Annotated in this window: 25 protein-coding genes; 17 read left to right on the top strand and 8 right to left on the bottom strand. The window is 61.3% G+C overall.

The annotated features are described in order from the left end of the window. Positions 1 to 85: 85 nt before the first annotated feature. The gene (locus QTL94_RS25805) at positions 86 to 604 is read left to right on the top strand and encodes a glycosyltransferase family protein (protein WP_289803502.1); all 519 of its coding nucleotides are present in this window, start codon (positions 86 to 88) and stop codon (positions 602 to 604) included. A 17-nt stretch (positions 605 to 621) separates the two neighbouring features. On the opposite strand, the gene moaB is transcribed toward QTL94_RS25805, so the two are convergent. The 4 genes from moaB to QTL94_RS25785 form a co-directional block, all read right to left on the bottom strand. Then, positions 622 to 1176, bottom strand: a complete 555-nt coding sequence (moaB, locus tag QTL94_RS25800) for a molybdenum cofactor biosynthesis protein B (RefSeq protein WP_289803501.1) — start codon at positions 1174 to 1176, stop codon at positions 622 to 624. Beyond that, positions 1176 to 2069 (bottom strand): 4-(cytidine 5'-diphospho)-2-C-methyl-D-erythritol kinase, encoded by an 894-nt coding sequence (locus tag QTL94_RS25795; RefSeq protein WP_289803500.1) that lies wholly within the window; start codon positions 2067 to 2069, stop codon positions 1176 to 1178. The genes moaB and QTL94_RS25795 overlap by 1 nt, the downstream gene beginning before the upstream one ends. 6 nt (positions 2070 to 2075) lie before the next feature. After that, positions 2076 to 3908 carry a tetratricopeptide repeat protein gene (locus tag QTL94_RS25790; RefSeq protein WP_289803499.1) on the bottom strand — a complete coding sequence of 611 codons (1833 nt, stop codon included), beginning with the start codon at positions 3906 to 3908 and terminating at the stop codon, positions 2076 to 2078. Between the two features lie 130 nt (positions 3909 to 4038). Continuing rightward, entirely contained in the window at positions 4039 to 5055 is a 1017-nt protein-coding gene (locus QTL94_RS25785; protein WP_289803498.1) for a polyprenyl synthetase family protein, read from the bottom strand. 109 nt (positions 5056 to 5164) lie between these two features. Here QTL94_RS25785 and QTL94_RS25780 point away from each other — a divergent pair, with 109 nt between their 5' ends. Then, positions 5165 to 5392, top strand: a complete 228-nt coding sequence (locus QTL94_RS25780; protein WP_065689668.1) for a putative signal transducing protein — start codon at positions 5165 to 5167, stop codon at positions 5390 to 5392. Then, complete coding sequence (locus QTL94_RS25775; RefSeq protein WP_289803497.1) at positions 5389 to 6177, top strand: tRNA1(Val) (adenine(37)-N6)-methyltransferase; 789 nt, start codon at positions 5389 to 5391, stop codon at positions 6175 to 6177. Before QTL94_RS25780 ends, QTL94_RS25775 begins: the two co-directional genes overlap by 4 nt. On the opposite strand, the gene QTL94_RS25770 is transcribed toward QTL94_RS25775, so the two are convergent. Beyond that, positions 6174 to 7514 (bottom strand): Nramp family divalent metal transporter, encoded by a 1341-nt coding sequence (locus QTL94_RS25770; protein ID WP_065689670.1) that lies wholly within the window; start codon positions 7512 to 7514, stop codon positions 6174 to 6176. The genes QTL94_RS25775 and QTL94_RS25770 overlap by 4 nt on opposite strands. A gap of 170 nt (positions 7515 to 7684) precedes the next feature. On the opposite strand from QTL94_RS25770, the gene QTL94_RS25765 reads away from it, so the two are divergent. The 12 genes from QTL94_RS25765 to QTL94_RS25710 all read left to right on the top strand — a co-directional run bounded on the left by QTL94_RS25765 (position 7685) and on the right by QTL94_RS25710 (position 19595). Further along, on the top strand, positions 7685 to 8545 hold the full coding sequence (locus QTL94_RS25765; RefSeq protein ID WP_065689671.1) for a S49 family peptidase: 861 nt from the start codon (positions 7685 to 7687) through the stop codon (positions 8543 to 8545). Between the two features lie 20 nt (positions 8546 to 8565). After that, a complete protein-coding gene (locus tag QTL94_RS25760) occupies positions 8566 to 8760 on the top strand; it encodes a hypothetical protein (protein WP_065689672.1) in 195 nt (64 codons plus the stop codon). A 101-nt stretch (positions 8761 to 8861) separates the two neighbouring features. Then, entirely contained in the window at positions 8862 to 9092 is a 231-nt protein-coding gene (locus QTL94_RS25755; RefSeq protein ID WP_289803496.1) for an AbrB/MazE/SpoVT family DNA-binding domain-containing protein, read from the top strand. After that, positions 9092 to 9496: a PIN domain-containing protein gene (locus QTL94_RS25750; RefSeq protein ID WP_289803495.1), complete on the top strand. Its 405-nt coding sequence runs from the start codon at positions 9092 to 9094 to the stop codon at positions 9494 to 9496. Before QTL94_RS25755 ends, QTL94_RS25750 begins: the two co-directional genes overlap by 1 nt. Before the next feature lie 98 nt (positions 9497 to 9594). Next, positions 9595 to 10557 (top strand): glycine--tRNA ligase subunit alpha, encoded by a 963-nt coding sequence (locus QTL94_RS25745; RefSeq protein ID WP_289803494.1) that lies wholly within the window; start codon positions 9595 to 9597, stop codon positions 10555 to 10557. 112 nt (positions 10558 to 10669) lie between these two features. Next, positions 10670 to 11392 (top strand): DUF4328 domain-containing protein, encoded by a 723-nt coding sequence (locus QTL94_RS25740; RefSeq protein WP_289803493.1) that lies wholly within the window; start codon positions 10670 to 10672, stop codon positions 11390 to 11392. Positions 11393 to 11528: 136 nt separating this feature from the next. Then, positions 11529 to 12080, top strand: coding sequence for a LemA family protein (locus tag QTL94_RS25735; protein WP_289803492.1), 552 nt, complete (start codon positions 11529 to 11531; stop codon positions 12078 to 12080). Positions 12081 to 12173: 93 nt separating this feature from the next. Continuing rightward, positions 12174 to 13433 carry a 3-phosphoshikimate 1-carboxyvinyltransferase gene (locus tag QTL94_RS25730; protein ID WP_289803491.1) on the top strand — a complete coding sequence of 420 codons (1260 nt, stop codon included), beginning with the start codon at positions 12174 to 12176 and terminating at the stop codon, positions 13431 to 13433. Positions 13434 to 13474: 41 nt separating this feature from the next. Then, complete coding sequence (locus QTL94_RS25725; RefSeq protein ID WP_289803490.1) at positions 13475 to 15424, top strand: DUF2207 domain-containing protein; 1950 nt, start codon at positions 13475 to 13477, stop codon at positions 15422 to 15424. A gap of 179 nt (positions 15425 to 15603) precedes the next feature. Further along, complete coding sequence (gene purD / locus QTL94_RS25720; protein ID WP_289803489.1) at positions 15604 to 16875, top strand: phosphoribosylamine--glycine ligase; 1272 nt, start codon at positions 15604 to 15606, stop codon at positions 16873 to 16875. A gap of 103 nt (positions 16876 to 16978) precedes the next feature. Next, positions 16979 to 17434 (top strand): plant virulence effector HPE1-like domain-containing protein, encoded by a 456-nt coding sequence (locus QTL94_RS25715; protein ID WP_289803488.1) that lies wholly within the window; start codon positions 16979 to 16981, stop codon positions 17432 to 17434. A gap of 343 nt (positions 17435 to 17777) precedes the next feature. Next, positions 17778 to 19595 (top strand): methyl-accepting chemotaxis protein, encoded by a 1818-nt coding sequence (locus QTL94_RS25710; protein ID WP_289803487.1) that lies wholly within the window; start codon positions 17778 to 17780, stop codon positions 19593 to 19595. A gap of 55 nt (positions 19596 to 19650) precedes the next feature. Here QTL94_RS25710 and QTL94_RS25705 read toward each other — a convergent pair whose 3' ends face one another. Continuing rightward, complete coding sequence (locus QTL94_RS25705; RefSeq protein ID WP_289803486.1) at positions 19651 to 20154, bottom strand: 2-thiouracil desulfurase family protein; 504 nt, start codon at positions 20152 to 20154, stop codon at positions 19651 to 19653. 139 nt (positions 20155 to 20293) lie between these two features. Between QTL94_RS25705 and QTL94_RS25700 the strand changes: the two genes are divergently transcribed. Next, positions 20294 to 20734 carry a YqaA family protein gene (locus QTL94_RS25700; protein ID WP_065690229.1) on the top strand — a complete coding sequence of 147 codons (441 nt, stop codon included), beginning with the start codon at positions 20294 to 20296 and terminating at the stop codon, positions 20732 to 20734. 6 nt (positions 20735 to 20740) lie between these two features. Here QTL94_RS25700 and glyS read toward each other — a convergent pair whose 3' ends face one another. Then, the gene (glyS, locus tag QTL94_RS25695) at positions 20741 to 22918 is read right to left on the bottom strand and encodes a glycine--tRNA ligase subunit beta (protein ID WP_289803485.1); all 2178 of its coding nucleotides are present in this window, start codon (positions 22916 to 22918) and stop codon (positions 20741 to 20743) included. A gap of 311 nt (positions 22919 to 23229) precedes the next feature. Further along, positions 23230 to 23988, bottom strand: a complete 759-nt coding sequence (locus QTL94_RS25690) for an SDR family oxidoreductase (RefSeq protein WP_289803484.1) — start codon at positions 23986 to 23988, stop codon at positions 23230 to 23232. 897 nt (positions 23989 to 24885) lie between these two features. On the opposite strand from QTL94_RS25690, the gene QTL94_RS25685 reads away from it, so the two are divergent. Then, complete coding sequence (locus tag QTL94_RS25685; protein WP_289803483.1) at positions 24886 to 26463, top strand: sensor domain-containing diguanylate cyclase; 1578 nt, start codon at positions 24886 to 24888, stop codon at positions 26461 to 26463. The last annotated feature ends 55 nt before the right edge of the window (positions 26464 to 26518 follow it).

Below are 26518 nucleotides of genomic sequence, written 5' to 3'. Positions count from 1 at the left end.
CCTATCGGCAAAATGAGAACAATGCAAGAACAAAATAGGGAAAGTGCCGCTGGCAATTTTTTGTGCGGCGCTTTAAGAATAGGCAATGCTGACTGTTGTACTTGAATGCCAGGATCAGGAGCCTGAACTGGCGCAGACGTTATCGGTGTTGGTTGCAGGCGCAGTGGAGGGGCTCGTCAGTGACGTCGTGGTGCTTGATCACGACTCGCGGGACGGCACGTCGAGGGTGGCCGATGCGGCCGGCTGCCGGTTCCATTCCCAGTGGGATATCAAGGATATACTGGACTCGGCCCGCGGCGAGTGGCTGTTGTTCGTGGAGCCCGGTGCGCGGCCGCAGACCGGGTGGATCGACGAAATCGCGGAGTACATGGCGCTGAACAAGCTGCCGGCGCGGTTTACGGCGTCGCGTGGTTACAGGCGTCCGTTGCTGCAGCGCATCGGCCGCGCCTCATCTCCGCTGGAGTTTGGTTTTCTCGTTCCGAAGAAGCTTGCGATCACGGCGGCAAGAAGCGGGATGCGCCTCTCCGAGTTCGCGAAAGGGCAGAAGCTGCGCAAGCTGAGCAGCGAGATGATTCCGTCCTGGGTGGCCCGCGCCGCGCGATAGAAGCCGGGTGCCCGAAGCTATTTCTTCGGCGCGCCGCGTTTCAGGTGCTCATCAAGGCGCGGCATGATCTCCACGAAGTTGCAGGGCATGTGGCGATAGTCGAGCTGAGACTTCAAAATGCCGTCCCATGCATCCTTGCAGGCGCCGGGCGAGCCGGGCAGCGCGAAGATGAAGGTCGCGTTGGCGACGCCGGCGGTGGCGCGCGACTGGATCGTCGAGGTGCCGATCTTCTCGTAGGATATGCGGTGGAAGACTTGCGAAAACCCGTCCATCTTCTTTTCGAACAGCGGTTCCAGCGCCTCTGGCGTGACGTCCCGGCCGGTAAAGCCGGTCCCACCGGTGGTGATCACCACGTCGATATCGTCACGATTGGTCCAGGCCGTCACTTGTGCTGCGATCGCCGCGACATCGTCCGGGACGATCGCGCGGTCGATAAGCGTGTGGCCTGCGTCCGCGATCCGCGCGACAAGCGTGTCACCCGACCGGTCGTCGGCCAAGGTCCGCGTATCGGAAACGGTAAGGACCGCAATGCCGACGGGAAGAAATGGGCGGGTTTCATCAAGTCCTGCCATCACTGCTCTCCAACACGTGTCGTCGTTGCCTGGAAGTACCAGTCCGGTCGCCTGCTGTGAAGCGCGCGTGCCGCCGCCTCTGCCTCGGCCGCGCTATCGAAAATCCCAAAGCACGTAGCACCCGAGCCCGACATGCGCACGAACGTCGCGCCGCTGTCCTTCAGCATGGCGGACACTTCGGCAATAACGGGCAATATGGCAGTCGCAGGCTGCTCGAGGTCGTTGCGCATCGACCCGATCGCGGCGAGCCAGGATCTCCGTGAGCCGATGTCGAGCGGGGTGTTGTCCTTGGTTGCGAGCTTGCGGAAGACTTCTGGCGTCGAAACGGCCTGCAGCGGATTGGCAAGGACCATGGCAAAGGAGGGCAGGTCGCCAACCCGGACGATCGTCTCGCCGATGCCGCGCGCAATCAGCGGCTTGCTGACGAGGCACATGGGAACGTCCGCGCCGAGCCTGAGGGCAATCTGGTCGATCACGTTTTCCGGCAGGGCAGCGTTCCAGAGACGCAGCAGGCCGCGAACCGTCGCTGCAGCGTCGGCGGAGCCCCCGCCTATGCCCGAAGCAATCGGCAGGTTCTTCTGTAGGGAGATCCGAACCGGCGGCGCCGCGCCGCCTGCGTCAACGACTGCCTGGCGCAGCAGGTCGCGCGCCTTCAGCACGAGGTTCGTCCCGCTCTCGCTACCCAAGGCGTCACCGAAGCGTCCCGACAGCGCGAATTCGTCGGATTGCGCTGGCGAAAATTCCAGCCGGTCGCCATGCTCGGCAAAGGTCACCAGCATATCGAGAAGGTGGTAGCCATCGGCTCTCTGGCCCGTCACATGCAGGGCCAGATTGATTTTCGCAAAAGCGTCTTCGCTGACGATCGCGTCGCTCTCGCCACCGTTCTCAGACATGGATCGTCAGGACTTCTTGTCGACCGGCTTGGCAACAACCGGCGCCGGGTCAGGCTGCTTCTTGTCCGCGGCCTTCGGGTCCTCGCCGTCCTGCGGCAGGCCGTTGGCGATCTTGTCCTTGATCTTCGGGATCTGATCGGCTTCCGGTTCGAAGATCAGTGCGCGGTTCCACTGGAAGACGGCTTCGAGCTTGCGCCCGACGCGCCAGTAAGCGTCGCCGAGATGGTCGTTGATCGTCGAGTCGCCAGCCTTGATGGATGCTGCGCGCTCAAGCTCTTCCACGGCATCGTCAAAGCGGTTGAGACGGAAATAAGCCCAGCCGAGCGAATCGATGATGTAACCGTCGTCAGGACGAAGCTCGACAGCCTTCTTGATCATGGCCAAGCCCTCGTCGAGGTTCTTGTTCATGTCGATCCAGGAGTAGCCGAGATAGTTCAGCACCTGCGGCTGGTCCGGATTAAGTTCCAGTGCCTTGCGGAAGTTGGGCTCGGCCTGATCCCATTTCTTCAGGCGCTCGTAAGCGATGCCGCGCTGGAAGAACACGGTCCAGGTTTGCTTTCCGGGCAGGGGACCAATGGCTTCGACGGCCTTGTCGTAGTTGTCCGCCATGGCCGCATAGTCCTTGGCGTCGGAAAGCACGCTGCCATAGGCGAGGTAGCTGCGAATGTCCTTCGGATCAGATCCGATCAGGCCCTGCAGGTGCGTCTTGGCTTCATCAACCTTGCCGCTTTCGGCAAGCGCCAGCCCGAGCTGCAGCTCGGAAATGCGGCTCATCGGCGAATTGTCCGGCACTTCCTTGTAGAGCGCGATGGCCCGGTCCATCTGGTTCTGCTTTTCGGCAATGCCGCCCAGCATCACCAATGCATCCGCGCTCACGGGGTCGAGGTTCCGGGCGATCTGCAGATAGAGCGAAACGATGTCTTCGGCACCGTCACGGTTGAGCGCTCCGGCGAAGGAGAACAGGACGCCTGCCGCGCCCTCCTTGGCAGTCGTGATCTGCTGGGTCTGCTTTTCGCCGTTGTTGATGCTCTGGCGAAGCGCATTGAGCGGCGCGTAGTTGGGAAGCAGGTTGTCGCCGACCGAAACCGTGTCGAGGGCCTTCTGCTTGTTGCCCTGCGAGGCTTCGAGCCGCGCCAGTGCAATGACGGCGCGAACGAACGTATCAGGTGCCGTTGCTGCGCCATCCTTGTCGAGGATCGCATCATTCAGATGCTTGCGCGCCGACCGGACGTCACCGTTGACGATCGCGATCGTGCCGGCGTTGTAGGCCTGGAAGATGTTAAGCCAGTCCGGTCCCTTCATCTTTTCGACGAGAGCCAGGGCTTCCTTGCCTTTTCCGGCGCCCTGGCGCGCCCAGGCGGCCAGCAGGTCGTTCATCACGCGGTCGAGATCGGTCGGCCCGGTCGTCTTGAGCGTTGATTCAGCCGTCTTGTATTCGCCGCGGCGGATCGCATCGACGCCTCGCACGATCGTCGCCAGACGCTCGATGCTCGGGTCGTTCTTCAGGTCGTTCGCGTATTTGACGCTGTCCTTGAGGTCGCCGTTCAACAGCAGAGAGATCATCAGGCGCTGCCGGATTTCGGGATTGCCTGGCTCGATCTGCAGCGCCTTCTTGTAAAGGGCGATAGCGGTTTCATAGTCGTGATCGACGTCAGCGGTACGGGCAGCAAGCAGGGCGCCCGCGAAGGTATTCACGCTGTCGGGGTCAAAGATTGCACTGCTGCTGGCTGCATCAACTTTGGCCGCGTCTTCGGCATTCGCGCCGCCGAACGCGCCAAGTGACAGCATCGCTGCCAAGGCCGCGCTCGAAAGAAGACGAATGGCAAACTTCTGCCGCATTAGAAAACCTTTCTTCCAGGGCAACCGGCCTCGTCCGGCTGCAAAATCAGTTGCAAAGACTGATTCACGTCAGGATGGCTTTTTTGAAGCGGCCCCGCAAGAAATTCAGCCCGCGATCAATGGCGGTCGATTAGTTGACGCGCTCGATGCAGAAATCGATGACTTCCATCAGGGCTGATTTCCATGCCGTGTCCGGAAGTGGGGCGAGCGCGTCCCGCGCTATCGTTCCATAGTGAATGGCCCGGCCGATCGTGTCGGTAAGAGTACCATACTTCGTGATCAAACCGAGCGCCTTTTCGAGATTCTGGTCGCTGCTGTTGCCGTTTTCGATCGCGTCGCGCCAGAACGCACGCTCGTCCTCGGTGCCGCGCCGGTAGGCGAGAATGACAGGAAGCGTGATCTTTCCTTCACGGAAGTCGTCGCCGACATTCTTGCCGAGATCCGCAGCCTTGCCGCCATAGTCCAGCGCATCGTCGACGAGCTGGAAGGCGAGGCCGAGGTTCATGCCGTAGGACTTCAGCGCGTTGCGGCCGGACTTGCCGGCATCGGCAACGATCGGGCCGACTTCGGCGGCAGCGGCAAAAAGCGCGGCCGTCTTGGCGCGGATGACCGCGAGATAATCGTCTTCCGTCGTTTCCATGTTCTTGGCGACGGAAAGCTGCAGCACCTCGCCTTCGGCAATGACGCAAGCGGCAGAGGAGAGCACGTCGAGCGCATCGAGCGAGCCGACATCGACCATCATGCGGAAGGCCTGGCCGAGCAGGAAGTCGCCGACCAGGACGCTTGCCTGGTTGCCCCAGATCACGCGGGCGGTCGATTTGCCGCGGCGCAGATCGCTTTCGTCGACAACGTCGTCATGCAGCAGCGTTGCGGTGTGCATGAATTCGACCGATGTCGCGAGCTTGATGTGGTTTTCGCCGGTGTAGCCGAAGAGTGCCGCGGATGCGAGCGTCAGCATCGGACGCAGGCGCTTGCCGCCGGATGAGATAAGGTGGTTCGCCACCTCCGGAATCATCTGGACGTCGGAGCCTGCTTTCGAAAGGATAAGCTGGTTCACCCGCTCCATATCCGCCTTGGTCAGATCCACCAATGGCTTGACGGATGCCAGTTTGTTTTTGCTTTCTTCAAGCGGTATGACCACGCCCAACGACCCGGACTCCTGTTCACTCATTGAGTTTGACAATAGAAAGGGGCGATAGGCGCGGCAAGGGGTGAAATCGTCGCGTAGCGGAAATTTGAAAGGGATTCCACGGCAAATGCATGAACTTATCCGCGCCAATGATCCTGTGTTGCTGTCTTTTGCCGAGAGCCTGATGAAAGACGCCGGCATTCACTGCCTCATCGCCGACCAGGGCATGAGCGTATTGGAAGGCTCGCTCGGCATGTTGCCGCGCCGTCTTCTGGTCGACGACGACCGCGCCGAACAGGCGCGCCGCATTCTGATCGATGCCGGCCTCGGCAACGAACTGCGGACGCAGAAATGAGCGACACGACGAGCGCATCAGTGGCCGAAACGGTCGACGCCTTTCATCGCGGCCTGTTCCATGTCCTGCAGCCGAAGGGCAGGGGACATCGATCCGGCATGGATGCGATGCTGCTTGCGGCTCTTGTCGACGATGATCGCGCGATCAAGGTTGCCGATCTCGGCGCCGGCGCCGGTGCTGCGGGTCTGGCCGTCGCTTCGCGGCTGGCGAACGCCGATGTCGTGCTTTTCGAACGCTCGCCCGAGATGGCCGATTATGCCCGGCGCAGCGTTCAACTAACTGATAATGCACATGTTTCTGGCAGGGTTTCCGTCGTGGAGGCGGATGTCACCCTGACGGCGAAGGCCCGCAACGATGCCGGCCTTGTCGATGAAAGCTTTCATCACGTCATCATGAACCCGCCCTTCAACGATGCCGGCGACCGCCGGACACCCGACGCATTGAAGGCCGAGGCTCACGCGATGACCGATGGGTTGTTCGAGGCCTGGGTCCGCACCGCGGGCGCGATCATGATCCCCGGCGGGCAGCTGTCGTTGATTGCCAGACCTCAATCCATCGCCGAGATCATCGATGCCTGCGGGCGGCGGTTCGGCGGCCTGGAGATAACGGCCATTCATCCGCGGGAGGGCGAGAATGCGGTCCGCATTCTGGTGACGGCGATAAAGGGATCGCGCGCGCGGCTTTCGCTGCGCGCGCCACTCATCATGCACGGGGAGGGGACGCACAAATTCAGCCCCTTCGTGGACGATCTGAACAATGGCCGTAAGGCCTACGCCCGTCGCTAACCCGCGACGAAATCGAAAAGCAGCTTGACGTTCAGTCCGGCGATCAGCACTGCGATCAGGTAGGCGACGCCGCTCAGCCAGCGGGGCGCGACCAGTTCGCCCATCTTCGCTTTGTTCGCTGTGAACATGACAAGCGGGAATACGGCGAAGGAAAGCTGCAGGCTGAGCACCACCTGTGTCAGGATCAGAAGCTCGGCCGTTCCGCTATCCCCGAACCAGATGGTCACACCGGCCGCCGGAATGATGGCGAGAGCACGGGTGATGAGGCGCCGCACCCATGGCTGAAGCTTCATCTTCAGGAAGCCTTCCATCACGATCTGGCCGGCAAGCGTGGCCGTAACCGTCGAATTCAGGCCGCAGCAGAGCAGCGCGATGCCGAAAAGCGTGGGAGCGATCGCCAGCCCGAGCAGCGGTTCAAGCAGAGCGGAAGCTTCGCCGAGTTCCACGACATCGGTCTTGCCGTTCGCATGGAAGGCGGCTGCGGCAAGGATCAGGATGGACGCATTGATCAGCAGGGCAAAGCAGAGCGCGACAGTCGAGTCGATCGTCGCGTAGGTCAGCGCCTCGCGCTTTTCCGGCAGTGTATGGCCATAGGCACGCGTCTGCACGATGCCGGAGTGCAGGTAGAGATTATGCGGCATCACGGTCGCCCCGAGAATGCCGAGCGCCAGGTAGAGCATCTCCGGGTTGGACACGATCTCGGTGGTCGGGAAGAAGCCCTTCAGCACCGCGCCCCATTGCGGATCCGCAAGCAGGATCTGGACCCCGAAGCAGACCGCGATCACGCCGAGCAGGACGATGACGAAGGCCTCGACCCAGCGGAAACCGACTTTCTGCAGGTAGAGAATAAGGAAGACGTCGAGCGCGGTGATCAGGACGCCAAGTTCCAGTGGAATGCCGAACAGCAGGTTGAGACCGATCGCGGTGCCGATGACCTCGGCGATATCGGTCGCGATGATGGCGATCTCGGCGAAAGCCCAGAGCGGCACCGACACATAGCGAGGGAAGGCATCGCGGCAGGCTTGCGCCAGGTCGCGTCCGGACGCGATCGCCAGCCGAGCGCACAGCGATTGCAGCACAATGGCCATCAGGTTCGAAAGCAGGGCGACCGTCAGCAGCGCATAGCCGAACTTGGAGCCGCCGGCGAGCGAGGTCGCCCAGTTGCCGGGGTCCATGTAGCCGACGGCGACCATATAGCCCGGACCAAGGAACGCAGCCATCCGGCGCCAGCGCGATGCATGCTGCGAACTGCCGACGGAGCGGTAGACATCCGACAGCGAAGCTTCGCCGCGCTCATGCCGCCAGCCACTCTTCGCCTTCGGATTTACGATGTCCATGAAAAGCCTGCCTCTTGATTGTTGAAATCAATATGGCCGATTAGAATGATAATGCAAGTCATTCGCAACAAGAAATGCGATCGGCAGATGTTTTGTGTGCGGCCCATTGCGTTTGGCGTAGTGTTGCATACATGGAATGCGTTCGCTCAAATCGATGCAAAGGATTGGAAATGGCCGGATTTTTGAGAAAGCTGATGCCCAAGCGGTTCCGCAAGGAGGGTATCGTCATTCCCGTGGTCCGGCTTCAGGGCGCGATCATGAGCGGAGGCAGCCAGTTCCGACCGGCCCTCAATCTCGCCTCGACCGCACAGGTTCTCGAGAAGGCCTTCAGCTACAAGAGCGCGCCCGCCGTCGCCATCTCCATCAATTCGCCGGGCGGCTCCCCTGTCCAGTCGCGCCTGATCTTCAGCCGCATTCGCGAGCTCGCGCGTGAAAAGCAGAAGAAGGTGCTCGTGTTCGTCGAGGATGTCGCCGCGTCCGGCGGCTACATGATCGCGCTCGCAGGCGATGAGATCATCGCCGATCCGACATCGATCGTTGGCTCGATTGGCGTGGTGTCCGGCGGTTTCGGTTTCCCGGAGCTGCTGAAAAAGATCGGCATCGAGCGTCGCGTCTATACCGCCGGCGAAAACAAGGTGATCCTCGACCCGTTCCAGCCGGAAAAGGAAAAGGACATCGAATATCTGAAAACCCTGCAGCTCGAGATCCACCAGGTCTTCATTTCCATGGTCCGGGAGCGGCGCGCCGGCAAGCTCAAGGATGACGAGACGGTATTTTCCGGTCTCTTCTGGACGGGCACCCGTGGTCTGGAGCTCGGCCTGGTCGACGGACTGGGCGACATGCGGCAGGAAATGAAGCGGCGCTATGGCACGAAAACGAAGCTTGAACTGGTAACGCCGGCGAGGGGGCTTTTCGGCCGCCGTATTCCGGGCATATCATCGGGCTCGCTCGAAGGTGCTGCCTCAGGATTCGCAACTGGACTTGTGGAGACCGCCGAGGAAAGGGCATTGTGGAGCCGCTACGGCTTCTGAGGGAGTGAAAAACAGGCGATATGCCGCAACTGATAATCATGGGCCTGCTGGTCGCGGGCGCCTGGCTTCTCTACCGCCGCTTCGTCGCGGAAGCCCAGAGGCTTTCCGAACGATCGCGCCGCGCCCAGAAGGAGCGGCAGACCGGCGCGATCGGTACGCTGGTCAAGGACCCGGTGACCGGGGAGTATCACCTGAAGAAGGACGATGACGAGTAGCCTCATGTCGGCTTCCTTGTGCGGCGAGCGAATTGCGGCAGGTTTGATGCTTCTCCTTTTTCATGATATACAGGAGGGCAGTGTATATCATGAGGTGTGCCATGCAGGTTGCCAAATGGGGCAATAGCCTTGCCGTCCGCATCCCCAGTGTCGTCGTCGACGCGCTTGAGCTGAAAGAAGGCGACGACGTGACAATCCGCGTCGCCGAAGACATGGCGTTTGAGATTGCGCGCAACGACGTGCGAGAGAGAGCATTTGAACGCATCAAGGCGTTCAAACTGCAGCTTCCGTCGGACTGGAAGTTCGACCGAGAAGACGCGAACAGGCGATAATGGCGGAGGTTGTCAATTTCCTCGACACCAACATCATCGTCTATGCTCTATCAGAGGATAGCAAGGCACTGGTGGCGCAAAGTCTGTTGCTAGAGCCGTTCGCGATGAGCGTTCAGGCATTGAATGAATTCGCAAATGTCGGACGAAAGAAGCTCAATCTCTCATGGCCTGAAATAGAGAGTGCGGTCGACGCTTTGACGACCATGGCGGCAACCATAAGCAGTTTGAACCTGAGCACGACCAAAGGCGCAATTGATCTGGCCAAGCGCTATAATTTGGCGTTTTACGACGCCACGATGCTGTCCGCAGCGCTGGCGATGGGCTGCACACGTTATTATTCCGAGGATTTGCAGCACGGTCTGATCATAGATGGGCGGATGACCGTCATTAATCCCTTTCTGTAATCACGCTCGCCCCCACCCATCCGTGCGAAATGCTTGACCCTCACCGCCGCTCGTGGCACCTGTCCCCGACCGAACCAATTGAAATGGCGACTAACCTCATGTCTGCATCCAGCATTCCCGACCACATGAACCCCAAGCGCTCCTTTCAGGCGCTGATCCTGACGCTGCACAGCTACTGGGCGGACAAGGGTTGCGCGGTGCTGCAGCCTTACGACATGGAAGTCGGCGCCGGTACCTTCCACCCGGCGACCACGCTGCGTGCGCTTGGTCCCAAGCCATGGAAGGCTGCCTATGTGCAGCCGTCGCGCCGCCCGTCCGATGGTCGCTATGGTGAAAACCCCAACCGCCTGCAGCACTATTACCAGTACCAGGTCATCCTGAAGCCGAACCCGCCGAATCTGCAGGAACTCTATCTCGGTTCGCTCGCCGCCATCGGCCTCGATCCGCTGCTGCACGACATCCGTTTCGTCGAGGACGACTGGGAAAGCCCGACGCTCGGCGCCTGGGGGCTCGGCTGGGAGTGCTGGTGCGACGGCATGGAAGTCTCGCAGTTCACCTATTTCCAGCAGGTCTGCGGCCTCGAATGCTCGCCTGTCGCGGGCGAACTGACCTACGGCCTCGAGCGCCTCGCGATGTATGTCCAGGGCGTCGACAACGTCTACGACCTGAACTTCAACGGCCGCGAAGGTGCCGAGAAGATCAGCTACGGCGACGTCTTTCTGCAGGCCGAACAGGAATACTCGCGCCACAACTTCGAATACGCCAACACCGAGATGCTGCATCGCCACTTCATCGATGCCGAAAAGGAATGCCAGGCGCTTCTCGCCGCCGGCGCACCCGGCGACAACGATAACCAGAAGCTGCACAGGTGCGTTTTCCCGGCCTACGACCAGTGCATCAAGGCGTCGCACGTCTTCAACCTGCTGGACGCGCGCGGCGTGATCTCGGTGACGGAGCGCCAGAGCTATATCCTGCGCGTGCGTACGCTCGCCAAGGCCTGCGGCGAAGCCTTCCTGCTGACGGACGCCGGCGGCGTCAACCTCGGCAAGGCAGCCGCATAATACTGTGACTTAACCCAGCGCACCCGTTGTCACGGCTGGGTGTGGCGTCCTATTGAAAAGCAACCCTTGATGGCAGATGCCGTTGAGGTGGTAGTTTTCACGTGGGGGTCACATGCGAACAGAAGTCGAGTTTCGTTACGAGGCAGTAAAGAAAGTCAGCAGCGCCCTAAAGCATTCTCTCCATATTTGTGTAGCGTTGGCGCTGATCGCTCTCATTTTTGAGTTTCTGGCATTCCGTATACTTGTTTCTCTGCGGGATCATTCGTTTGCAGACGCAACAGCGATCGTGGCCGAGGCGGCTGCCAGTGATCACAATCAGAACATAATAACGGCGCTGCAGATAGTCGTGTCTATTGCGAGCTTTGTCTTGCTGCTCCTCTGGGTATTCAAGAGTAACAAGCTGGCAAGAGCGTTAGGCGCGACCAATATGCGCTACTCTCCGGGTTGGTCCGTTGGTTGGTTCTTCGTGCCGATCATGAATCTAGTTCGACCCTATTTTGCAGTGAAGGAAATTTATCTGGCGACCCTGTCGCTACATGGATTTAATTCAAGCAAGGAAGCAGATCAGCAACCCGAAACGCTCAACTTTGTTATTCTGTGGTGGGTGCTCTGGATTGCGGATATTTTTGTTTCAAAGGCCGCGTTTCGCTATGCGGCCACATCCGAAGTCATCGATGATTTGGTATTTTCCAGCAAGTTCACGATGGTTGCTGAAGGCCTCGGCATAGCGTCGTTATTCGCGACACTCGCGATGGTGAAGCATGTGTGGAGCACACAGCAGGATGCGTTCGGGTTGCGGGATCGTCCGAAGCTCGAACACTACGCTGCCACATAGCTGAAGGACGGAGTGGCAGTCGCGTGGTATCTGGTACCCTGCTTCTTCATCAACTACGCCTGCAAATGCCGGATGACAAGCCGAGGCAAGCCGCATAGTCTCGCGGGCAACTTTACGTCGTTGCGGGGGATTCTCGATGTTAATAGCTCTCGGCGTCATCGTCCTGATCGCGCTCTATGCCGTCTTCATCTACAATGGTCTTGTTCGCGCCCGGCAGATGGCAGAGGAAGCTTGGTCCGGCATCGACGTACAGTTGAAACGCCGAGCCGACCTGATCCCCAATCTGATCGAGACCGTCAAAGGCTACGCCACGCACGAAAAGACGACGCTGGAAGAGGTGGTCAAGCTCCGAAACCAGGCGCAGGCCGTGCCCACGGGCGATGTCGCCGGCCGCGCCCAGGCGGAAGGCTTGCTTGGTGCTGCGCTTGGTCGTGTCATGGCGCTGGCCGAAGCCTATCCTGATCTGAAGGCCAACGAGAATTTTCGCGAGCTCCAGTCTTCGCTCGAGACGATGGAAAGCGAAATCCAGATGGCGCGGCGCTATTACAACGGCGCTGCCCGCGATCTCAACGTCAAGGTCGAAAGCTTCCCGTCCAATCTGGTCGCCGGTCAGTTCGGTTTCAGCAAGCGGGAGTATTTCGAGATCACCAACGAGGCCGATCGCGCTGTCCCGACCGTAAAGTTCTGATATCCGCCATTTGCCTTTGCGTAAAAGCTGCTATGAGCAGGGCATGATCGTGGCCCGACAAGGCCGTTGCGCAAAGACGGAAAAGACAAGGTAATGAGTAAAGACAAGCTCACCATCATCCCGGCGGCCAAGCCGCTGTCCGGTCGCGCCGTACCTCCCGGCTCGAAGTCGATCACCAATCGCGCGCTGCTTCTGGCCGGTCTCGCCAAGGGCACCAGCCGGCTGACCGGCGCGCTGAAGAGCGACGACACGCGCTATATGGCCGAAGCTCTGCGCGCCATGGGCGTGACGGTGGATGAGCCCGATGCGACGACCTTCGTCGTCACCAGTTCCGGCGAGCTCAAGTCTCCCTCGGCGCCGCTCTTTCTCGGCAATGCCGGCACCGCGACACGCTTCCTGACGGCAGCGCTGGCGCTCGGCCATGGCCGTTATGTCGTCGATGGCGACGAGCACATGCGCAAGCGGCCGATCAAGCCGCTGGTCGATGCCCTGAAGGCGCTCGGTGTCGCGATCGAGGCACCCACCGGTTGCCCGCCCGTCACGATCGACGCCAACGGCCGCTTCGCCAGCAACAAGGTCGTCATCGATGCCGGCCTCTCCAGCCAGTATGTGTCCGCCCTGCAGATGGCGGCCGCCTGCGGTTCCGAGCCGTTCACGATCGAGCTTGCCGGCGCCGATATCGGCGCGCGTGGCTATATCGATCTGACGCTCGCTGTCATGCGCGCCTTCGGCGCCAAGGTCACGCAGCCGACGCCGTCCTTGTGGGTGATCGAGCCGACCGGCTACACCGCCACCGACTTTGTCATCGAGCCGGACGCCTCCGCCGCCACCTATCTCTGGGCCGCCGAAGTGCTGACCAAGGGTGCGATCGACCTCGGCGTCGCCAATGAGGATTTCACTCAGCCGGACGCCAAGGCATACGACGTCATCAAGCAGTTCCCGAACTTGCCGGCCGAAATCGACGGCTCGCAGATGCAGGATGCGGTGCCGACCATTGCCGTGCTGGCCGCCTTCAACGAAACGCCGGTGCGCTTCGTCGGCATCGCCAACCTGCGCGTCAAGGAATGCGATCGCATCCATGCCGTCTCGACCGGCCTCAACAATATCCGCGCGGGGCTTGCCACCGAGGACGGTGACGACCTGATCGTCGCATCCGACCCGGCACTATCAGGCCAGCATCTGCCGGCCGATATCGACACCTTCGCCGATCACCGCATCGCCATGAGCTTCGCGCTGGCCGGCCTGAAGATCGACGGCATCACCATTCTGGATCCGGATTGCGTCGGCAAGACCTTCCCGTCCTACTGGCGAATGCTGGCGGGGCTTGGCGTGACCTATGCGGATGAGGACTGACACTATCTGAGGCGGCGGGAAGCCGCGGGCGGGGGAATGGAATGATCCGGCGGCTTCTCGGTTTTTGCTTTGCACTGCTCCTGATGCTTGCCGCTGGCCCCTCTCTTGCCAAGGAGGTGATCAATTCGTTTGCCTCCGACATCGTGCTCGACAAGAGCGGCTCGATGACGGTGACGGAATCCATATTCGTCAATGCCGAGGGCAATCGCATCCGGCGCGGCATCTTTCGCGACTTTCCGCTGACCATGAAGAATGCCGATGGGCGCACCATCCGCGTCGATTTCGACGTCGTCTCGGTGAAGCGTGACGGGCGCGATGAACCCTGGCACACCGAAGCCATCACCGGCGGCATTCGTATCTACGCCGGGTCGGAAGACGTCATGCTGAACTATGGCCGGCATCAGTACGACATCACCTACCGCACCAACCGGCAGATCCGCTATTTCCCCGATCACGACGAGCTCTATTGGAACGTCACCGGAAACGGGTGGATCTTTCCGATCATGGCGGCGACGGCCTCCGTGAAGCTGCCCGAGGGCGTGCGTTCGATCGACACGGCCTTCTTTACCGGCCCGCTTGGCTCCACGGACCGGAACGCGCGTGTCTCCACAAGCGGCGATCGCCTGGTGTTTACAGCCAGCCAGCCGCTGGATGCCGGTGAAGGTTTAACGATCGCGGTCAAGATGCCGAAGGGATCGATCGATCCTCCGAGCGACGCGGACACCAAGCGCTGGTGGTTGAGCGACAATCGCGACTATCTCATCGGCTTCGGCGGCTTGATCCTGGTCTTTCTCTACTACACGCGCTCCTGGCTGAAGGTCGGCCGCGATCCGGCGCGCGGTATCATCGTGCCGCGCTGGGATCCGCCGGATGGCATCTCGCCGGCGCTGGTGAACTATATCGACAATCGTGGCTTCTCCGGTCAGGGCTGGACGGCGCTTTCGGCAACGGCGCTCAATCTCGCGGTGCGCGGCTATGTCGTGCTCGAGGACCTGAAGAACTCGATTATCATCCGCCGCACCGACAAGCCCGTCGGCAAGGAAAAGTTGGAAGCGGGCGAGGCGAGCCTGCTGAACGCCGTCGGCAGCAGGGGATCGCTCACCATCGACAAGGCGAACGGCCAGCGCGTGAAATCGGTCGGCGAGAGCTTCCGCTCGGCCATAGAGCGTGAGCATCGCGGCCAATACTACAACTCCAACGCCGGCTACACCGCGGGCGGCATTATCCTCAGTGCGGCGGCGCTGGTCGCTCTCTTCGTCTTCGGCACGCTGGAGCCCGATGCGATCGCCCTAATGGTGATCCCCATCATCGTCACCGTTTTCGTCTCGATCTTCATCGGCAATATCGCCAAGTCCTTTCGCCCGGGCCGTTCGCTGGGCGGCAAGATCGTGGCGGTGATCTCGATTGCCATCGTAGCCTTCATCGGCTTCAGCATTCTTTCGAGCCTGGGGCTCGCCCTGTTCTCGTCGCTAATGGAACTCCACGAGACGCCGATGCTGTTTGCGATCGGCGGCATCGTGTTGTTGAACGTGCTCTATGTCTTCATCATGGGAGCGCCGACGCCGCTCGGCGCGAAGCTGATGGATGGCATCGACGGATTGCGCCAGTATCTGACGCTTGCCGAAAGAGACCGCATGAACATGGCAGGCGCGCCCGAGATGTCGCCGCAACATTTCGAAAAGCTGTTGCCCTATGCCGTCGCGCTTGGCGTCGAGAAGCCGTGGAGCCGGACCTTCGAACTCTGGCTCGCGGCCGCCGCCGCAGGGGTGGCTGGCGCTGCCGCCTATCATCCCGGCTGGTATTCCGGCAATTTCAGCAGCGGTAATTTTTCCGATCGGATCGGCGGCTTCTCGTCGTCGATGGCTTCGACCATTGCTTCCACGCTACCGAGCCCGCCACCCAGCTCCTCGTCGGCCTTCTCCGGCGGCAGCGGTGGCGGCGGTGGTTTCTCCGGTGGCGGTGGCGGCGGCGGTGGCGGCGGGGGCTGGTAAGCCTTCATCCATCCTCTAAGGCAGCTTTCCGCTTGACCGGTGGAGCATGCTGCTTGACCCCGGGCAAGCATTCTCGCTTGACCCCGGCAAGCATTCTCGCTTGACCCCGGCAAGCATTCTCGCTTGACCTTTGGGCCCACTCCCCTTAACCGCCAGACGGAAACGCGAAAGGGACGGGCATGAAGGTTCTGTTGATCGGATCGGGCGGACGCGAGCACGCATTGGCCTGGAAGCTGGCGCAATCGCCTCTCATGACGGAATTCTACGCCGCACCCGGCAATCCCGGTATCGCCGATCATGCGACCCTGGTTGCCGTCGATGTCGACGACCACGCCGCGGTCATTGCCTTCTGCAAGGAAAAGGCAATTGACCTTATCGTCGTCGGCCCGGAAGCGCCGCTGGTCGCGGGCATTGCCGACAAGCTGCGCGCCGCAGGCTTTGCCGTCTTCGGCCCCTCGGCTGCTGCTGCCCAGCTCGAAGGCTCCAAGGGGTTCACCAAGGACATCTGCGCCCGCTACGACATTCCAACCGGCGCCTACCAGCGCTTCAACAACGCCCCCAAGGCCAAGGCCTATATTCGCGAGCAGGGCGCCCCGATCGTCGTCAAGGCCGATGGCCTCGCCGCCGGCAAGGGTGTGACCGTCGCCATGACTATCGATGAAGCGCTCGCCGCTGTCGACGATTGCTTCGAAGGCGCGTTTGGCGCCGCCGGCGCCGAAGTCGTGGTGGAGGCCTATCTCGATGGCGAAGAGGCAAGCTTCTTCTGCCTCAGCGATGGCAAGCACGCGCTGGCGCTGGCCACCGCCCAGGACCACAAGCGGGTGGGCGAGGGCGATACGGGCCCGAACACCGGCGGCATGGGCGCTTATTCGCCGGCGCCCGTGATGACGGCTGAGATGGTCGAGCGCACGATGAAGGAGATCATCGAGCCCACGATGCGGGGCATGGCCGAAAGCGGCTATCCCTTCTCCGGCGTCTTCTTCGCCGGCCTGATGATCACCAAGAAGGGCCCGGAGCTGATCGAATACAACGTCCGCTTCGGCGATCCCGAATGCCAGGTGCTGATGATGCGCCTGAAGAGCGACCTGCTGCCGATCCTCTATGCGACGGCAACCGGCACGCTGGATAAGGTCACGGCCGAGTGGAGCGACGATCCGGCGCTGACGGTCGTCATGGCATCGAAGGGCTATCCTGGAAGCTACGACAAGAACACGCCGATCAACTCCATTCCCGAAGCGGGCGAGGGCGCCAAGGTGTTCCATGCCGGCACAGCCCTGAAGGATGGCGCCCTGGTCGCCACCGGGGGCCGCGTGTTGAACGTCACAGCATCAGGCAAGACCGTCGGCGAAGCCCAGTCTCGCGCCTATGCCCTGCTCGACAAGGTGGAGTGGGACAATGGTTTCTGTCGCCGCGATATCGGCTGGCAGGCAATCAAGCGCGAAAAAGCGTGAGCAAACCCGAAATCGGGTCAGTTCTCTAAATTTTTACCCTTTCCCCTGACGGGATGGAAACAAAGCCGCGCTAGTCTCTTCTCAACGTGAGACGGAGAGTTCCATGCGTCAGGTCATTTTGGGTGCGATAGCTGTGTTTGCGGCCGGCTCTGCCTTTGCCTCCTCGATCGAGGTCGTCGGGACCGGTGCCGGCAGCGGTAGCAGCAGCATCCTCACGAAGGTGTGCACCACGTGTCCGCCGCTCCAGCCAAAGCAGATGAAAAAGGACTACATCGTCCCTACGTTGGCCGATGGCGCGCTCGAGCATTCGCAGATCCGCGACATCGACGGCGAGAAGAAGCTTTATCGCACGGAAGGCTGGATGGGCGGTTCGCCCGTCGTCTTCGTCACCAAGGCGCCCACGACGACCGCGATTGTCTCCGCGCCAGACGGCATTGATGAGACGGCAACCACCGCAGCCGTCATCGGCACCAATACCAAGCCCGTCGCTGCCGGCGTTGCGGGAGCGCGGGAACAAATCGCCCCGCTCGACGTTTCATCTTTCGAGCTGCGGCCCTAATTCAAAGTTCCCTGCCCCTCCGATCAAGGTTTCGATTGAATGGGGTTCCACCCCTGCGGTGGATAAATGCGCTCCTGAAGAGAAGCAGGGGCGCATTTTCTGTATCTGCCTGCCATATCGTGCCGGGCGCAGATTGCGTTCGCCTGCAAAAAGATACGGGTTAGATCTCGCATAGGCCGCATGCCGCTATGGGGTCTGATCTTAAACGATAATTCAACCATTCACTCTAATTTTATCGATATGCCGGAGGGCGCATGATTGCGCTCGCCATGCGTGCTGCTGCGCGAAGGTCGGGAGTTGACCGGTCCGGAATTTCCCGTTCATCCATATTCGCGAGACATTCATGAAAAAGCTCAAGATTGCGCACCAGCTTTTCGCCCTTGTCGGCGTGCTGATGGCCGCCTTCGCCATTGCCACTTTCTTCCAGATCCGTACCACATCGCAGGCGATCTACGACGATCGCTTCGATCTTCTGCGCACGCAGGTGGAATCAGGCATCTCCGTACTGGATGCCTATTATCAGCGCGAGAAGTCGGGCGAGATGACGCATGAAGCCGCCCAGGCTGAGGCCTTCAAGATTCTCTCCAAGGTCAAGTTCGAGCCGGCTGGCTATCTGTTCGGTTACGACTACAGCGTGGTTCAGCGCTTCCATCCGAGCCCCGTCAACATCGGCAAGGACATGAGCAGCCAGGTGGATCAGAACGGCACCTATTTCAGCAAGGACATGGTTGCCAAGGGCCGCGCCGGTGGCGGTCGGACGATCTATTACTGGAGCAAGCCGGGCCAGCCTGCTGACCAGCTGTTCGAGAAGGGCTCATACTCGGCCTCCTTCGAACCGTGGCAGCTCGTCGTGTCCAGCGGCGTCTATCTCGATGACTTGCAGGCGCAGATCAATGCTGCGATCTGGAAGGCGCTGATTGCCTGCGCGATCATCGCGGTTGCCGGCATCGCTGCCGCCTACTACTTCATTCGCGGCATCTCCAAGCCGCTGCAGGATGTTCACCAGGCACTGGAAGCGGTCGCCGACGAAAACGTCACGCTCGCGATCCCGCATGCCGAAATGAACAACGAGATCGGCATGATGGCACGGGCGACCCAGTCGCTGCAGCAGAAGGTCAAGGAACGGCACGTGATGTCCGAGCGCGAAACCGCGCAGCAGATGGCACTGGATGGCGAGCGTGAGAACAGCCAGCGTCTGCAGCGCGATGAAGCGGCGGCTCAGACGCGCGTCGTCGCGACGATCGGCCAAGCCCTCGAGCAGATTGCGCGTGGCGATCTGACGGTTCGCTGTGCCGACCTCGGCGGCAAGTACGAGGCCCTCCGTGACAACTTCAACGATGCTCTCTCGCATCTTGAGGCAGCCATGGCTCGGGTCAACGCCAAGGGCGGCGACATCAGTGTCAGCAAGGAAGAGATCCGCCGCGCCTCCAACGACCTCTCGCAGCGCACCGAGCGCCAGGCCGCAAGCCTCGAAGAGACGTCTGCCGCGCTGGATCAGCTCACCGTCGCCGTTCGCCAGACTGCCGAAGGCGCGCACGAAGCAAGCAAGCGCGTCCATGCGGTCAGCACCGAAGCAACCCGCAGCGATGCGGTCGTGACGGAAGCCATCGCTGCCATGAGCGGTATCGAGAAGTCATCCGACGAAATCGGCAAGATCATCGGCGTCATCGACGACATCGCCTTCCAGACCAACCTGCTGGCGCTGAACGCCGGTGTCGAAGCGGCCCGCGCCGGCGAATCCGGCAAGGGCTTCGCGGTCGTGGCGCAGGAAGTGCGTGAGCTCGCGCAGCGTTCGGCTGCTGCCGCCAAGGAGATCAAGGACCAGATCGCACGGTCGTCTGGCCAGGTCGACCAAGGCGTCAAGCTGGTCGGCGAAGCCGGTGAAGCCCTGAAGCGCATTTCCGATCAGATCAAGGCTGCCAACGAAATCGTCGCCAAGATCGCCCACAGCGCCTCCGAACAGGATACGACGCTGCGCTCGATCTCGTCCTCGATGAACCAGCTCGACGCCGCGACCCAGCAGAACGCCGCGATGGCGGAGGAAACGACGGCTTCGGCGGAATCGCTCGCCAACGACACCGACGAACTGCTGAACCTCATTCGCGGCTTCCGCATCAGCAACGGCAGCGAACTCACGCAGCAGGTCCGCCGCGCCGCGTAATCAGCTGTCATCCCTTGTCGAACTTTTACAGCCGCTGGAGAAATCCGGCGGCTGTTTACGTTGTAGGCTTTTCGATCTCGGCCAGTCGCGTCAGCAGCGCCTCGATATCCCGGTCGGAATAGACCTCGACGCCTGCCTGCTGCAGCAGCGCTGCGGTGACGCCGCTGCCACTCAGCCTCGTGCCCGCAAATGACCCGTCATAGATGAAGCCCGAGCCGCAGGAGGGGCTTCCGTCGATCAGCAGCGCAAGGCGGCAACCTTCCTCCGTGGCAAGTCGCAACGCGTTCTCCGCCGCCTGCCAAAATTGCGCGGTGACGTCACCGCCGGTGATCTCGACGACCCGGGCCGTTCCCGCCAGGACATCCGCGCCGGTGGCGCCATTCTCGATTTCCGCCGGCGGTCGCGGTACCGGCATGCCTGCGGACATCTCCGGACAGATCGTCACCAGCCGGCCCTCCGCACGCCAGCGCTCGATGGCTGGATGGAGAAGCGGTTTCGACCGGCCGTCATAACGGACCGCGTGACCCATGAGGCAGGCGCTGACGAGAATCTTCTGCATGGCGTTGGGCATAACGCAGCGGACATGATAGTTCCAGCCTTTGTCCCCTGGCCGCCGCCATCGCCAAAAGTCATCACGAAGAGGATTTCGTCATTCCGAGACCGTCCAGCCGTATGGCGGCGCTGCCGTCGGACATGCCATGACTGGCCTTGCGATCTATGCAGGGTTGTTCGCAATGTCGTTTGCGGCGGCGACGATCTTCCCGATGCAATCCGAAGCCGGGCTGGTCGCCCTCATTCTGGCAGGGGAGTACTCGATTGTCCTGCTCGTCGCCATTGCCAGCGCGGGAAATGTGCTTGGCTCGCTGCTGAACTGGCTGCTCGGACGCGGGATAGAGCGTTTCCGCGACAGGCGTTGGTTTCCCGTCGGCGGGGCTGCGCTCGACAGGGCTCAGGGCTGGTATCGTCGCTACGGCAAGTGGTCGCTGCTTGCCAGCTGGCTGCCTGTTGTCGGCGACCCCATCACTGTCGTCGCCGGTGTTCTCAAGGAGCCGTTGCCGACATTTCTGGCGCTCGTGACGATCGCCAAAACCGCGCGCTACGCGGTTCTGGCTGCTGCAACGGCGGGCGTTATGGGCTGACGCCGATTAGCCGGCGATCTTCGAGAAGTCGGCAACCGTGCCTGTCGCTTCGCGGATGAGGCGGAGCAAGGCAAGTCGGTTGGCACGGATCGCCGCGTCCGGGTCGTTCACGAGCACGTCGTCGAAGAAGCGATCGACGGGTTCGCGCAGCTTGGAGAGTGCCGCCATCGCCGAGCGGAAGTCTTCCTTCGAAACAGCCTCTGTCGCTTCTGCGGAAGCGGTGGTGATCGCCGCGAAGAGCTCACGCTCGGCATCGAGCTTGAGCAATGCTTCGGAAACGCCATCAGTAACGACGGTGCCCTTCTTCTCCTCGGCGGCCAGCAGCTGCACGGCGCGCTTCGTGCCTGCAAGCAGGTTCTTGCCGTCTTCGGAGGTGATGAACGCAGTCAGCGCCTCGACACGACGGGCAACCATGCGCAGGTCATCGGTCTCGGGCGTCAGCACCGCATCGATGAGATCGTGGCGGGCACCCTGGTCACGCAGGTAGACCTTCAGGCGATCGTGGAAGAAGGACAGCAGATCCAGCTGTCGCGACATGTCGTCGGCGTCAACGGTGTTGCCGATATCCATGTCGATCCGGCCCATGTGGCTGACGATCCGCGGCAGCAGCGTCAGGTGGACGCCACGCTCCAGGATGATGCGGATGACGCCAAGCGCGGCGCGGCGCAGTGCAAAGGGATCCTTCGAGCCGGTCGGCTTTTCGTCGACAGCCCAGAAACCGATCAGCGTGTCCAGCTTGTCGGCCAGCGCGACAGTGATCGCAACCTTGTCCTGCGGCAACTGGTCGGACGGACCTTGCGGCTTGTAGTGCTCTTCGATGGCGGTCGAGACGACGGCGTCTTCGCCCTGGAGGGCGGCATATTTCCGGCCCATCACGCCCTGCAGTTCCGGAAACTCGCCGACGGCTTCGGTGCGAAGGTCTGCCTTTGCCAGCACGACCGCGCGATCGACCAGCTTGTAATCGGCGCCAGCAGGGAAGGCGACCTTCGCCGCCATGGCGCGGATGCGCTCGACGCGCTCGCCCTGGGTGCCGAGCTTGGCATGGAAGGTGACGTTGAGCGAATCGAGCTTCGCCATGCGCTGGTCGAGCGGCTTCTTAAGGTCGAGGCTGAACTTCTTGGCCGAGGCCTCAAGCGTTTCCAGATCCGGTAGGTTGCCCTGGTCGCGTTTCCAGAAATGCAGCGCGTCGGAAAGACGGGCGCGCACGACCTTGCCGTTGCCGTGAATGATTTCCTTGCCGCCGTCGCTCGCCTCGATGTTGGAAACGAGGATGAACTTGTTCGACAGCGTGTCGCCGCCGACGGGGCGCGTCACGAAGCACTTCTGGTTCGTCTTGATCGTCAGGCGGATGATCTCGGACGGGATCGAGAGGTAATCCTCCTCGAAACTGCCCATGAGCACCTGCGGCCATTCGACGAGGCCGGACACCTCTTCGAGCAGGCCCTCATCTTCCACCAGTTCCAGGCCGTTCGCGAAGGCGACATCCCGGGCGTCGTGCAGAATGATGTCCTTGCGGCGCTCGCCGTCGAGGATCACCTTGGCCTTCTCCAGGCTCGCAACATAATCGTCGAAGCGCTTGACGGTAATCGCGTCCGGCGCGTGGAAACGGTGCCCGTAGGTCACGTTGGAGGCGACGATGCCGCCGACCTCGAACGGGATGACCGTCGTTTCCTCATGCTCGGTGCCGAATAGGCAGATGATCGATTGCAGCGGGCGAACCCACCGCAGCGAACCCGGCTGCGCGGACGCCTTGCCCCAGCGCATAGGCTTCGGCCATGGGAAATCGCGGATGATGGCAGGCATGATGCCGGCGATGATTTCTTCCGCGTTGCGGCCCGGCTTGGAGATCACGGCGATGTAGAAATCGCCCTTCTTCGGGTCGCTCTGAACCTGCGCCTCGGAAATCGAGGCAAGGCCGGCACCGCGCAGGAAGCCTTCGATCGCCTTTTCGTTGGCGTCGGTGCGTGGGCCTTTGCGCTCTTCGCGCACGTCGGCGGAGCGGGCCGTCAGCCCGCGGATGTCGAGTGTCAGCCGGCGCGGCGTCCAGTATTCACGCGCACCTTCGTAGGAAAGGCCTGCTTCGACGAGTGCATCGGTCACGAGCTTCTTCAGGTCGCCGGCGGCCTTGCGCTGCAGGCGGGCCGGGATCTCTTCGGAGCGGAGTTCTAGGAGCAGATCGGGCATGTCACTTTCCTTGCCTTCTCGGGGGAAGGCGCCACAAGGCGGGGCTAAAAACGGTCGCCTCTGCTAGCAAAGAATGGCGCATCTGCACAACCGCAAAAAAGGGATGAGGGAGGCGGGAACGGGATTTTGGCAGCCAGTGTGCCGTGCCGCCGCCTTTCTTGTTTGGAAATAGGCTCTTACCGCACAGCCGAATGTCGATGTTGGCTATCGGGCCAATGCCGTCATTTGAAAGCAGCGGAGCGATTAACAGCGGCTATCTGTGACGAGAGGTGTCGCAACGAACTCCGCCGAGTGCGACACCAATTCTCCAGTTAGAGCAGACGTACGGACATACCCCCATCGACGATCATAGGACTGCCGGTCATGAACTGGGACCGATCGGAGAGCAGGAAAACCGCGGCCTGAGCAATCTCCGAGGCGGAAGCCATCCTCTTCATCGGGTGCAGGCCAGAAACGAAGGTCAAAGCATCAGGATTGCCTTCGCCACCTGCAGGGGTGACGGTGCCTCCGGGCAAGAGTGCGTTGATCCGGATGCCGTCAGCAGCGTGCTCGGAAGCAAGCGATTGCACGAGCCCGTTCAGCCCCGCCTTGGAGGCGGCGTAGGCTCCCATGCCGGGCAGCCCACCGTTACTGAACCCGACGAAGGAGGAGGTGAAGACAATGGAACCGCCGCCCTGTTCCTTCAGGGCTGGAACTTGTGCTTTCGCAGCCCAGAACGCGCTGGTCAGATTTGTCGCGATTACCGCATTCCAGTTGTCGATGGACATCTCAGGCACCGCGACCATATCGCCGACGATCCCGACATTGTTGAACGCGCCATTCAGGCCGCCGAAGCTCTGAAGAGCCAATTCGGTCAACATGGCAAGATAAGCTCCATCAAGCACATCGCCTGAGCGCCAGACCGCTCGACCGCCGCTTCTGGTGATATCCTCCGCCACTGAGCGGAGTTCGTCTGACCGTCTGGCCGCCAAGACGACGTTCGCACCCTCGGATGCGAATAGTCTCGCAGCGGCAGCTCCAATCCCGCTGCTCGCTCCGGTGACGATGATTGTCTTGTTTGTCAGTTCCATCTCTACCTCCTGATTGTGATGCAGGAGATGGCTATTGCTCCCTCCCATTCGCCGCCACCCGTTTCCTGTCAGTGCGATAGCAAACGGTGGATGGTCTGCTCGACACCGCTGTGTCTATCCCGACGCTGCCCTCAATCTTCGAATTCAGTAACCACCAATAGCGCAAAGCAGCCGACCGTCGATGTCGGCTATCGGCCGGAAGCGGACAACCGATGACGGGGCGGTGGAGGCGTAGGCGTCACGCCGATGTCACGCGACAGAGCCCGACTAGACGGACATAATTGTTGCCATGCTAAATTTGCTCTTCAACTTTCTGCGCAGTTTCTGGGGCCTCGATCAGCCACAACACTGGCGACGATGCTACACATCGGCCCCCGTAAAGACGATTGATGGCACGTGGACACCGACGAGCGGCAAGACGTGGCGACGACTAAGCTCGGAAGGCAAGTGGGAATATCGCCACGAAGCCTGATTTGTCGGAGGCAGCTTGATGGCGTCGTTGGTGAAAGATTGTCATCTGCCTACGAACTGGCGTCACCGCGAACCTGAATCCGATCGCGAAACGCTGAGTAAAGGCGACGGCACGCTCCCAACGGTGCCGGTTGTCGGCCCAGTGCCGCCATGTGGAACTCCTCTCGCTGATGAGCAATTTGCGCTCCGCCTAACTTGGTCGGCTGCTCGGCAAGCCGAAACCGGCGCTCCCTCCCCGTGATTAACGGCATCAAAAGCATTTTGCCGTAACGGGGAGCGATGACTTCGAGCGGACTTCGAAAAACGCTTTCGGCGGCCTTCCTATTACTGGTGATGCTGGTGCAATTCAGCGCCGCATCGGCTGGCCCGGCGGATTCGTCTAAGATTCGCAGTTCTTGCTGGGCATCCGGCAGTCTGTCGGAAGACGTGGTCGCGATCGCCCGGAACGAAGAGCGATGGTCCTGCGGCACCGGGGAATTCTCCATCGACGCCGAACGCGTGTTTCTTCGCTTCGACATTTCCGGCGATACCCTTCCCAGATATCTCCTCTCGAGGCGTAGCGCACTTGAGGCAGTGCATCTGCTTGCAATCGATCGGGACGGCACGGTGCGCGAAAACACCATTCCCGCCGCCGCGTTGTCGAGTTCGATGGCCGGCGGCTACTTCAAGGCTTCCCTGCCGGATGTGACCAGCGAGACCCGGCAGGTCGTCGTCGCAATTGACCTGCCGAGCCACCGAATGACGCTGGAGAGGGCCTATGTCGCACCCGAAGACGAAGACGCAGCCGACAGCATCGGTGATATGCGGTTCCTGCTCGTTCTGGCGGGACTTGCCGGCATGCTCGTCATGCCTCTCATCTTCAACGCAGCCTTCTATCGGGCGCTCCGCGAACCCTTCGTCCTCTGGCACTCGGCTCTCACATTGTCGCTGCTGATGACCATTCTGGTGTCATCCGGCCTGTCGGTCATGCTGTTCGATCCTCCAGCGATGACGCTGAGCTGGATGACGACGGCGATCTTCGGGATGACGGTCGCATCGGGTGCAATGTTCACCCATAGCTTCGTTGAATCGGGATTGATGCATCCGCTGCTGCGCCGCCTGCTGCCCTATTGCGCGGCATGGGCAATATTCCTGAGCGCGTTTCACGCCGCCTTTCCCTTTGTTGCGCGCCCCATCCAGTCGAGCGCGTACACGGCGGCATTCGCGCCGGTGCTTATCGTCTTCATGGTGTCGGTGATCGATGCATTGCGTCGCGGCAGCCGCGCCGCGAGGTACCAGGCAGTCGGTTACACGCCGATGGTTCTGGTCGGATTGATCCGTCTGGTGACGGGCGTCGTTCCCTGGTTGCACAGCACCGACGCCACCCTGTTGTTCTATATCGGTTGTGTCTGTGAAGTCGTTTTCACGACGCTTGGCGTGGCAGAGCGCTTCGTCACCATCAAGCGCGAACGAGACGGCGCACGCAACGAAGCCGAATTGCTCGAACGACTGTCCGAAACAGACCCGTTGACCGGATTGCTGAACCGGCGGGCGATCGAGCGGCAATTCGAGCAGCTTCGAACCGATGGCTTCGCCGCATTGGCTGTCATCGATATTGATCATTTCAAAACGATCAACGACGTAAACGGGCACAGCGTCGGAGACGAGGTGCTGAAGGCCGTGGCCGACGCGCTCCAAGCCGGCCCAAGTGTTCGCGCTTATCGCCTTGGCGGCGAAGAATTCGTGCTTCTTCTGCGCGGCGATGATGCGGACACCCAAGCCGAGCTTCGGCGCCAGGCGATTCCCGCGATTGTCGCCCGTACGGTGTCGGGCCTCGGGCGGCCCGTAACCGCCAGCATGGGCGTGACGGGTCTTTTCGGTAGCGAGGACTTCGTGACACTCTATGAACGGGCCGACAAGCTGCTGTACGAAGCCAAGAGCGCGGGGCGAAATCGAACTCGGAGCGCAATCAAGGCGACGTCGGCGCCGAAGCCCTTGCCGAGCGACCGCGCGATGATCGCCTAGCGAGGTAGGAAAGGTCGACAGAGGGGCGGAGTGCAACGTTCCGGCGCTAGACCGC

Origin of the sequence: Rhizobium sp. S96 (genome assembly GCF_030382195.1) — a bacterium.
Classification (GTDB): Bacteria; Pseudomonadota; Alphaproteobacteria; order Rhizobiales; family Rhizobiaceae; genus Rhizobium.
The sequence above is the reverse complement of the archived record's forward strand: the minus strand, read 5'-3'. Positions and strand labels throughout refer to the sequence as shown.